Annotated in this window: 9 protein-coding genes; 6 read left to right on the forward strand and 3 right to left on the reverse strand. The window is 36.4% G+C overall.

All coding sequences use genetic code 11. From position 1 onward, the window contains the following. Window positions 1-148: 148 nt before the first annotated feature. Window positions 149-403 carry a hypothetical protein gene (locus Q1A47_RS18980; protein ID WP_166530317.1) on the forward strand — a complete coding sequence of 85 codons (255 nt, stop codon included), beginning with the start codon at window positions 149-151 and terminating at the stop codon, window positions 401-403. A 74-nt stretch (window positions 404-477) separates the two neighbouring features. Here Q1A47_RS18980 and Q1A47_RS18985 read toward each other — a convergent pair whose 3' ends face one another. Continuing rightward, window positions 478-873 (reverse strand): hypothetical protein, encoded by a 396-nt coding sequence (locus Q1A47_RS18985; protein ID WP_026682709.1) that lies wholly within the window; start codon window positions 871-873, stop codon window positions 478-480. Window positions 874-1,143: 270 nt separating this feature from the next. Here Q1A47_RS18985 and Q1A47_RS18990 point away from each other — a divergent pair, with 270 nt between their 5' ends. Together Q1A47_RS18990 and Q1A47_RS18995 are read left to right on the forward strand one after the other, a co-directional pair. Next, window positions 1,144-1,812 carry a TraR/DksA C4-type zinc finger protein gene (locus tag Q1A47_RS18990; RefSeq protein WP_026682708.1) on the forward strand — a complete coding sequence of 223 codons (669 nt, stop codon included), beginning with the start codon at window positions 1,144-1,146 and terminating at the stop codon, window positions 1,810-1,812. A gap of 74 nt (window positions 1,813-1,886) precedes the next feature. After that, entirely contained in the window at window positions 1,887-2,093 is a 207-nt protein-coding gene (locus tag Q1A47_RS18995; RefSeq protein WP_026682707.1) for a zinc ribbon domain-containing protein, read from the forward strand. 53 nt (window positions 2,094-2,146) lie between these two features. Here the strand turns inward: Q1A47_RS18995 and Q1A47_RS19000 are convergent, their stop codons facing one another. Continuing rightward, the gene (locus Q1A47_RS19000; RefSeq protein WP_166530318.1) at window positions 2,147-2,929 is read right to left on the reverse strand and encodes a hypothetical protein; all 783 of its coding nucleotides are present in this window, start codon (window positions 2,927-2,929) and stop codon (window positions 2,147-2,149) included. Window positions 2,930-3,237: 308 nt separating this feature from the next. Next, window positions 3,238-4,596 carry a S1C family serine protease gene (locus Q1A47_RS19005; RefSeq protein WP_166530319.1) on the reverse strand — a complete coding sequence of 453 codons (1,359 nt, stop codon included), beginning with the start codon at window positions 4,594-4,596 and terminating at the stop codon, window positions 3,238-3,240. Window positions 4,597-4,901: 305 nt separating this feature from the next. Here Q1A47_RS19005 and Q1A47_RS19010 point away from each other — a divergent pair, with 305 nt between their 5' ends. The 3 genes from Q1A47_RS19010 to typA all read left to right on the forward strand — a co-directional run bounded on the left by Q1A47_RS19010 (window position 4,902) and on the right by typA (window position 8,836). Continuing rightward, entirely contained in the window at window positions 4,902-5,594 is a 693-nt protein-coding gene (locus Q1A47_RS19010) for a response regulator transcription factor (RefSeq protein ID WP_121604521.1), read from the forward strand. Next, a complete protein-coding gene (locus Q1A47_RS19015) occupies window positions 5,591-6,919 on the forward strand; it encodes a cell wall metabolism sensor histidine kinase WalK (protein ID WP_121604522.1) in 1,329 nt (442 codons plus the stop codon). Before Q1A47_RS19010 ends, Q1A47_RS19015 begins: the two co-directional genes overlap by 4 nt. An 87-nt stretch (window positions 6,920-7,006) precedes the next feature. Then, a complete protein-coding gene (gene typA / locus Q1A47_RS19020; protein ID WP_166530320.1) occupies window positions 7,007-8,836 on the forward strand; it encodes a translational GTPase TypA in 1,830 nt (609 codons plus the stop codon). Window positions 8,837-9,158: the final 322 nt, after the last annotated feature.

Genomic DNA, 9,158 nt, shown 5'->3' on the forward strand with positions numbered 1-9,158 from the left:
CCTTTATAGCCCTGTTGTCTTTTTTCATAAATAAAATATAACATATATCAGAAAATTCGTTCAACTTGATTGAAATCAAAAATATATTCATTGACTTTTACAGTTATTTTTTATGCAACGCTAGTGAACAAATATTCACACTAAGGGTATGTGGATAGATTATAAAGGAACACCACATACGAAAAAATATCAGTTTAATGAAGATACGGGATACTGCTGGAATAGCTTATCTGATTCTGGAAAAAGTAAAGTCCAAGACATTACGATTAATGCACAGTCTAATCAGATGCATTTTGAAGGGGTATCTCAAGCAAATGGTGTTTTCGGTAGCAAATTAGTAGTAAATAGTTATAATATAACAGATGGAAATAAACTCGTAGAAACCAGAAAAGTAGCATTTTGAGAACATTTAGTTAGATAATATCTTTTTCGCTGAACCAGTACGGAAGAGCTATGTAAAAAATAAACCCTCGCATTTTAGCGAGGGTTTTCCTTCTCTAATCTTCTCAATTGATCCACAAATCCATCTTTCAATTTAAACTTTGTACCGTACATATACTTTTCCATGATGTCCCTTGTCATTTCCCTTAGTTCCTGCGGCGTGAATTCAATTAATCCAGATTCGCCACGGCTTAGCCACTTATAACTTGTATTACCAACTCTTTTCACATCGACATGATACTTCGTATAAAGTTTTTTCTTTGTTTCAATTTGCACTTGTCTTAATCGATCTATCACTGCATCAATCATACTAATGTACAAATTAGCCATAGTAAAATCAGCAGCAATAAGCTTTTTATCTTGTTCATAAACTTTTATAGCCATTGGTATTACAATAAAATCCTGTATTAGCTGTTTTAATTCAGTATTCATTTAATCACCCTTAAGAACATTTGTTCTTATTTTAGCATATGCTGTGACACTATATAAAATGTAACGATAATAAATAAAAAACGTAAATAAGCAAAATATATTATTACACTATGTCCGATAAAGTGTTATATATACCCAAAAAATATTGTGAAGAAAGTGAAAAACACCTATTTACTTATTGACATGATTTGGGAGCAAAAATAAAGAATGTCGTTGTCCAATCTTGTGCATAGTATAATTACATATTTATAAAAATGGAGGACGATCTTCATGATTTCGAACCAAGAATTAGCGGCATGCAAGTCGGCCTTATTAAATAGACAAACAGAACTAATTAATCATGTACAAGACCATCTCGGGATGACGTTAGAGACAGCCCAGGAATCAGTTGGGGAGCTGTCTAATTATGATAATCATCCAGGTGATACGGCATCAGAGTTATTCGAAAGATCAAAGGATCTAGCTTTAAATGAACATGCAGAGCGAGAATTAGAAGAAATAAATGCAGCCTTACATGCGATTGAAGAGGGAACATATGGAATTTGCAGCGAATGTGGAGCAGATATACCTTACGAGCGATTGGCTGCTATCCCAACTGCAGATCGTTGTATAGAGCACGCCAATAATAATGTGTTTAAACAGCATCGTACAATAGAGGAAGAGGTGTATAGTCCCAATATTAATCCCGATGATACGTCTGAGGAATTACAGGTTGAATATGACGCAGAAGATGCTTGGCAGGAGGTAAGTGTATACGGTACATCTGAAACGCCTTCTGACTTATATGGAGATAGAGAAAACTATGATGAAATGTATCCGAATAGTGATGGAGCGCCAGGTGCTGTAGAAAGTGTAGAAGAATTTCTAGCAGCTGATATTCATGGTAAGTATACACATCCAGCAGCAAATCATAATAAGTACGAAGAAGATTTGGATTAGGTATATTTGGCATACATGAAGATGTGAAACCTTTTGCTCCTCATTTCGTATTACGATATAAGGAGTGATCGAAATTGAATGAAAATAATGGATGTATTAAATGTGGAAGTACGGATGCGGATCAAAAGGAAGTTGCAATGACTGGAACGGGCTTATCAAAGATGTTTGATATGCAGCATAATCAGTTTATAGTCGTCTATTGCAAGAACTGTGGGTATTCTGAATTCTATAATAAGAAGAGCTCTACCGGTAGTAACATCTTTGATCTCTTCTTCGGATAAGTAAAAACACCCCTTTTTCAAATGACTTGAAAAAAGGGGTGTTATTTTTATAATTAGAAACCACTAAATATGCTATCCATGAAACCGCCAAAAAATGTTCCGACTACATTTTGTAGTAAAAGACCGGATAGGATAAACGAAACTAAATATAATCCGATTAACACATATATTCTGTCATAGCCTTTTGCAGGCTTTTCTAACAGGATTAGTGTAGGGATAAATAAAATGGGTCCAAGTAAACTAACGAAAAAGAACGTACCTGCAAATGGTAAATTAATTAAGCTAAGTAATATACCAAGAACATAAATAAACATATATGGAACAGTGTATGCACCTGTTTTGGCTAATACATCATAGATGGTTAATGATTGCGCTGTTAGCTTCGAAGCCGCAAATGTTAATCCGGAAACAATCACAAATAAAACAAGAAATTGTAAGAGTGGAAGAATAAATCCATCTAAAAAATTAACGGTCATAAACATACTACCAATTTGCATCATCACCAGATAGGTACCTAAAGCAATCAAGACGGAAAATAAAACCATTGTAATAACGCCAGGCACTAATTCATGACTCGTTATGTTTTTGGCTTTGCTAGGAGCCTTTATTAATCGGATAAAAAAGGCTCCAAAATTTGCCGATTCTTTTTTTACAGTGGCTGTGAAATCATTTTCCTTCTTTTGTGATGCACCTGAATGAGCCTGCTCATGATGGATTTCCTGTTCTTTATTTTCCTCTGGCTCCGCAGATGCTGCTGGCTCATCTGCTAAGAGAGCACCACAGTTGGTACAAAACTTTCCTTTCTCTGTTTCTTGTCCACAACTTGGACATAGCATAATTAATCACTCCTTTATATGTATTTGTATGCAGTATAACTCTTCCAGAACTAACTTCGACATAATTAGTAATATTCCTTGTTTTTTCATTACTATTTTTTCATTATAAGTGAAATTAACTTCTTGCTTCAATGGATAATATCGTTTTTTCTCTGTATGCTCGGGTGAAGCATAGCGATATAAACAGTATAGCGCCCTTAATGTGAACGATGGGCTAAGCGTAATCTTTCTTTCCCATAATAAAAAAACTGCCGAGAAGAGCGTTTCTCGACAGTCTAGGTATGTTCATCAAGCGTTTGTTTGAATACTTATTGGTTTGTTGCGTTTTCTGTATTATTTTCTTGCGCTTGTAAGGTTAATTCTACGGTTTGTTTTTTTCCGCCGCGATAATACTCTATTTCAACTTTTTCTCCAACTGTTGCATCTGAATACAAAAATTGACGTAACTCTAGTATCGAAGTAATTTCGTTTCCATTAATTTTTGTAATGACGTCAAATTGTTGTAGCCCAGCTTTGTCTGCTGCGGAGCCATTTTGCACATCTGCTACTACCATTCCACCTTTTACATCCTCAGGTAATGCAATTTCACTGCGATATTGCGGTGGTACCTGACTAAGAGCAGCTGTACTTATTCCTATTAAAGGTCGTTTAATTTCGCCATCTTTCTCTAATTGCTCCAAAATTGGTAGTGCTGTATCTACTGGAATCGCAAAACCGATACCTTCCACTTCTTGACGGGCAATTTTCATGGAATTTATTCCGATGACCGCACCATTTTCATTAACTAATGCTCCGCCACTATTTCCTGGATTAATTGCCGCGTCTGTTTGAATAACCTCGGTTACCCAATCTGGTTGTCGATCACCATTAGTGTCAATATCGATCGAACGATTTAATCCACTTACGACACCTTTTGTAACTGTATTGGCAAACTCCATACCAAGAGGGTTACCAATAGCCACTACAGTTTCTCCAACCTTTAAATCTTTTGATGATCCCATATTTGCAACAGTCGTAATTTTATCTCCATCTACCTCCAGGACAGCTAAATCAGTTAGTTCATCCGTACCTAATACGGTAGCATTAAGGCGTTCTTCTTCATAATTAAGTGCTATCTCTACTTCCTTAGCTCCTGCAACCACATGTTGATTAGTGATAATATATGCCTTGCCGTTTTCCTTTTTATAAATAATTCCTGATCCAGTTCCGGCTTCTTGGCTTTCTGTCCAAACGCTTTGCTGTTGCATATTGATTACTCCTACCACAGCTTGTGATGTCTCTTCAATATTAGTAGCAACATTTGCATCATCGGAGGCAAGTGTTTTTATAACGTCAGCTGTTTTGTTCCCATTATCGGAAGCAGTGTTGCCATTATTACCTTGTTGATTTAATGGGATTACATTGGTTAATACTAATGCTACTATGAGCACTACAGATACGATACCACCTGACAGTCCTCCAAGGATAAAGTGTAGCGCAGATTTATTTTTAGGAGGTTTATTGCGTTCCTTGGAGGCTATATATGTTTCGGTAGTACCGGTATCTGCATTATTTTGGGATTCATCCCGTATATGTTGATTATCTGATAATGGCTGTTCGTCAATAGATTCCTGCTCATTAGAGTAACCACTAAAATCTTTGTTCTGATTTTCGTCTTTATAATCCATTTTAGCTCACCCTTTATGACAAATTTTAAACACAGGCTATCGAGACAAGCATCTACAAACGTCGAGGGGAGTAGGGGAGACGCTTATAAATACTGTCCCTTAGCCTGAATATAAGTAAACGGTCACTTCCTCACGCAGTCATGCTGCGTATGAATGAAGTTACCATTGATACATTTATTGTAGCCAAGCAGTTTGGGATTCATTTGGTATAAATGTGGAAAAAATGTGTAAAAACATTTAAGTGTTCATCATGCAGGATTTATGTGAAAATAGAAGTAATTAATTTCGGGAAAAGGTGGCAAAACATGAACTATCATATTGGCATCGTTGAAGATGACCCAAATATTCAAAATATCGTTTCTGCTTATCTTAAGAAAGAAGGATTTAACGTAACCTTATCGGAAACAGCAGAAGATGCTTGGGAGATTTGGATGAATGAACCACCAGATATGTGGATCCTAGATATTATGCTTCCTGGTATGGATGGTTACGAGTTTTGCAAAAAGATACGTAATGAAAGTGAAGTACCAATTATTATTATCTCTGCGAAAGATGAGGAAATTGATAAAATTCTTGGATTAGAACTTGGTGGTGATGATTATTTAACAAAGCCATTCAGTCCAAGGGAGCTTGTAGCTAGAGTTAAGCGATTATTTAAACGATCTGTCATCGTACAAGAACAAAAAGATATGACGCAGGAGAAAATAACTGTAGATCATTTGGTGATTGATAAAAATGAACGACGAATATTTTTTAATACGGATGAATTTGAAGTTACGACAAAAGAATTTGATATGTTGCTAATCCTAGCGGAGAATGTAAATAGGGCATTTTCACGAGAGGAACTGTTAATTAAAATTTGGGGAAATAATTATTTTGGTAGTGATCGTGCGGTCGATGACCTTGTTAAACGAATTCGAAAAAAACTACCTGATTTGCCATTGGAGACTGTTTGGGGATACGGTTATCGACTTCGCTATGAGGGAGAAGCAGAATGAAGCTACAATCCCAATTGAATGCTGCCTTTACTGCCTTATTACTCGTAGTAATGACAGTTACAGGCTATTTCATTTATTCATTAATTTTAGATATGCTTATCCAAGACGAGCAACGACAATTAAAACAAAAAGGTGACCTTCTTATTGAAGTATTAAATGAGCAATATGGAAGACCCGATATTCAAAACTTAAATAGCTTCCTTCAGGATCAGGATTTACAACTTTTTCTTTATGACCGCAATCAGAATGCAGTTTTTTATTCTACGCTATCCAATAGTGTAGCAACTGAATTCTTTAAATCCAATGATTTTGCAGATACAAGTAAATCATTATGGGAATATAAAAATGACAAGTATGTAACTTCTCGTATTCTGCTTGTACCGGAAAGTACTGGATTAGAATTAATCTTGCTAACACCATTAAGTGATATTGAGGTAGTTCAACAGAATTTTATATTTCGGTTGTTAATTGTATTTTTGATTGGTGGAGTTGCTGCAACGATCATCAGTTATTTCTTCACACGTAAATTAGTAACACCGCTCTCCCAATTAAAACGACAACTGAAGAAAATCGAAAAGCGACAATTTGATTCGATGGATCGAATTAATGCAACAGGAGAAATCAAGGAAGTGGAACAAAGCGTGTATGAAATGGCAAACGAATTACAACGATACATTAATTCACAGCAAACCTTTTTCCAAAATGCGAGTCATGAGCTCAAAACACCATTAATGACAATACAGGGATATGCAGAAGGCATTAGAGATAAAATTTTTGATGAGAAAGAGGAAGCGAAAGGTCTAGAAGTTATGGTTTCTGAAGTAAACCGGTTGAAAAAGATCATTAATGAAATGATTTTGCTTGCTAAACTAGACAGTGAACCAGATGTTTATAATCCTGAGAAACTCCAACTATCACAAATTATGGAGCAGGTAGTTGATAGAGCATTACCATTAGTAAGTGAAAAAGGAATTGAATTAGAACATGCCATCGATGGTTCTCCAGAATTGTATGCAGATGGAGAGAAACTATTACGTGCTTTAGTAAATCTGGCATTTAATGGGATTCGTCATTCGAAATCGTTAGTTCGGCTTACTATTACAAAACAAAATAAGAAGGTTGTAATTATGATTGAAGATGACGGGGATGGAGTACCAGAAGAATTAATACCGCATATTTTTCATCGATTTGTAAAAGGTAAAGGTGGCGAAACTGGACTGGGTCTAGCAATAGCCCGTGCTATTATAGAGCAATCAGGAGGGAAAATTACGGTTGCGCGTTCCGAATTAGGAGGAGCAAAATTTAAAATTGTTTTTACCGGTTGATTATTTTTAAAACTTTTACTCTATGCTGGTTATTGTGTTATAATTGAATGGTTTGAATCATCTCGTAAAGAATAGAGGAGCGTACGTATGCAATTAAGAAAAGATATTCGCAACATCGCTATTATTGCCCATGTAGACCATGGTAAAACAACATTAGTTGATCAGCTTTTAAAATATTCTGGGACTTTCCGTGAAAATGAACAGGTCAATGAACGTGCTATGGATTCCGGTGATATTGAAAGAGAACGTGGGATTACAATTTTGGCAAAGAATACAGCGATTAAATATAAAGATACAGCCATCAACATTCTAGATACACCAGGGCACGCAGATTTTGGTGGAGAAGTAGAACGTATTATGAAGATGGTGGATGGAGTTGCATTAGTTGTTGATGCTTATGAAGGGACAATGCCACAAACACGATTTGTGTTGAAGAAAGCATTAGAACAAAAACTAACACCAATTGTTGTGCTTAATAAAATTGATCGTCCTAATGCACGCCCACATGAAGTAATTGATGAAGTGCTTGATTTATTTATTGAATTAGGTGCAGATGATGAGCAATTAGAATTTCCTGTTGTATATGCTTCTGCATTAAATGGTACCTCGGGTCTTGAACCTGAGGAACAAGAGGAAACAATGGATCCAGTATTTACGACTATTCTTGAGCATATTCCAGCACCAGTAGATAATCGTGAAGATCCACTACAGTTCCAAATTACGTTACTTGACTATAATGATTACGTTGGAAGAATTGGAGTCGGTAGAGTAGTTAGAGGAAAAATAAGTGTTGGTCAGCAAGTGGTTGTCCTTAAAAAGGATGGTACTCAAAAATCATTCCGCATTACTAAACTGTTTGGATTTATTGGCTTAAAACGAATAGAAATTCAAGAAGCAGTAGCAGGCGATATAGTTGCAGTAGCAGGTATGGAGGACATTAATGTTGGTGAAACGATATGTCCGCAGGATCATCCGGAAGCATTACCTTGGCTACGAATTGATGAGCCAACACTACAAATGACTTTCCTTGTTAATAATAGTCCATTTGCTGGTAGGGAAGGTAAATATATCACTTCACGTAGGATAGAAGAGCGCTTGATGAAGCAATTAGAGACAGATGTCAGTTTACGAGTTGAACCGACAGACTCTCCAGATGCTTGGGTTGTTTCTGGTCGTGGTGAACTCCACTTATCCATTCTAATTGAGAACATGCGGCGGGAAGGCTATGAATTACAGTTGTCTAAACCACAGGTAATCATTAAAGAAATTGATGGCGTTCCGTGTGAGCCAGTAGAACGTGTACAGGTTGATGTTCCAGAAGAATATACGGGTGCAATTATGGAATCACTTGGTGCAAGAAAAGGTGAAATGCTTGATATGGTAAACCAAGGGAATGGACAAGTTCGGTTAGAATTTAAGGTTCCATCTCGTGGGTTATTAGGCTACTCTACTGAATTTATGTCACAAACACGTGGTTATGGAATTCTAAACCATACCTTTGATGATTATGAACCCGTGATTAAAGGTCAAGTTGGTGGTAGAAGAGAAGGAGTACTTGTTGCTCTTGAGAATGGTAAAGCATCTACTTATGGGATTATGCAATTAGAAGATCGTGGCGTTATTTTTGTTAATCCAGGAACAGAAGTTTATGCTGGTATGATTGTTGGTGAACATAATCGTGACAATGATTTAACTGTAAATATTACCAAAGAAAAGCACTTAACAAATGTGCGTTCTGCTACAAAAGACCAAACCGCAACCATTAGAAAAACTCGTGATATGTCTCTAGAAGAAGCTATTGAGTATTTAAATGATGATGAATATTGTGAAGTAACACCTGAGTCGGTTAGATTACGTAAAAAAATCTTAAATAAAAATGAACGAGAGAAAGCAGCAAAGAAAAATAAGCTAGGCTAAAGGATGAAGGCACCGAAAGTAGATGGATTACTTTTGGTGTTTTTGCTTATTGTTTAGGAAATTATAAAATTTGCCCATGTGGTTAAATATGGGAGTGTTGAGCTGCGTTTAGCTCCAGCGCCCAGAAACGAGGCGACTTCACGAATCGCCCTAATCTAAGTCATCATCGGCTCGCAAGCTCATCGTGCTTCCTTTATCTCCGTTGACAGTCGCTACGTTTCTAATCGGGCGCTTGCGCTTTTGTGCTAAGTTAAGAAAGTATAAAATCAGTGCAATGACTGCGTTAAGCCAAGTAGTTATTTTGAAATGTTTGATGTATATT

It is taken from the genome of uncultured Virgibacillus sp., assembly GCF_947495635.1.
Classification (GTDB): domain Bacteria; phylum Bacillota; class Bacilli; order Bacillales; family Amphibacillaceae; genus Virgibacillus; species Virgibacillus salarius.

Bases quoted from the DNA above. Each gene is read 5' to 3' on its own strand.
- Q1A47_RS18980 (WP_166530317.1), top strand. From the start codon at position 149: ATGTGGATAGATTATAAAGGAACACCACATACGAAAAAATATCAGTTT.
- Q1A47_RS18985 (WP_026682709.1), bottom strand. From the start codon at position 873: ATGAATACTGAATTAAAACAGCTAATACAGGATTTTATTGTAATACCA.
- Q1A47_RS18990 (WP_026682708.1), top strand. From the start codon at position 1,144: ATGATTTCGAACCAAGAATTAGCGGCATGCAAGTCGGCCTTATTAAAT.
- Q1A47_RS19000 (WP_166530318.1), bottom strand. From the start codon at position 2,929: ATGCTATGTCCAAGTTGTGGACAAGAAACAGAGAAAGGAAAGTTTTGT.
- Q1A47_RS19005 (WP_166530319.1), bottom strand. From the start codon at position 4,596: ATGGATTATAAAGACGAAAATCAGAACAAAGATTTTAGTGGTTACTCT.
- Q1A47_RS19010 (WP_121604521.1), top strand. From the start codon at position 4,902: ATGAACTATCATATTGGCATCGTTGAAGATGACCCAAATATTCAAAAT.
- Q1A47_RS19015 (WP_121604522.1), top strand. From the start codon at position 5,591: ATGAAGCTACAATCCCAATTGAATGCTGCCTTTACTGCCTTATTACTC.
- typA (WP_166530320.1), top strand. From the start codon at position 7,007: ATGCAATTAAGAAAAGATATTCGCAACATCGCTATTATTGCCCATGTA.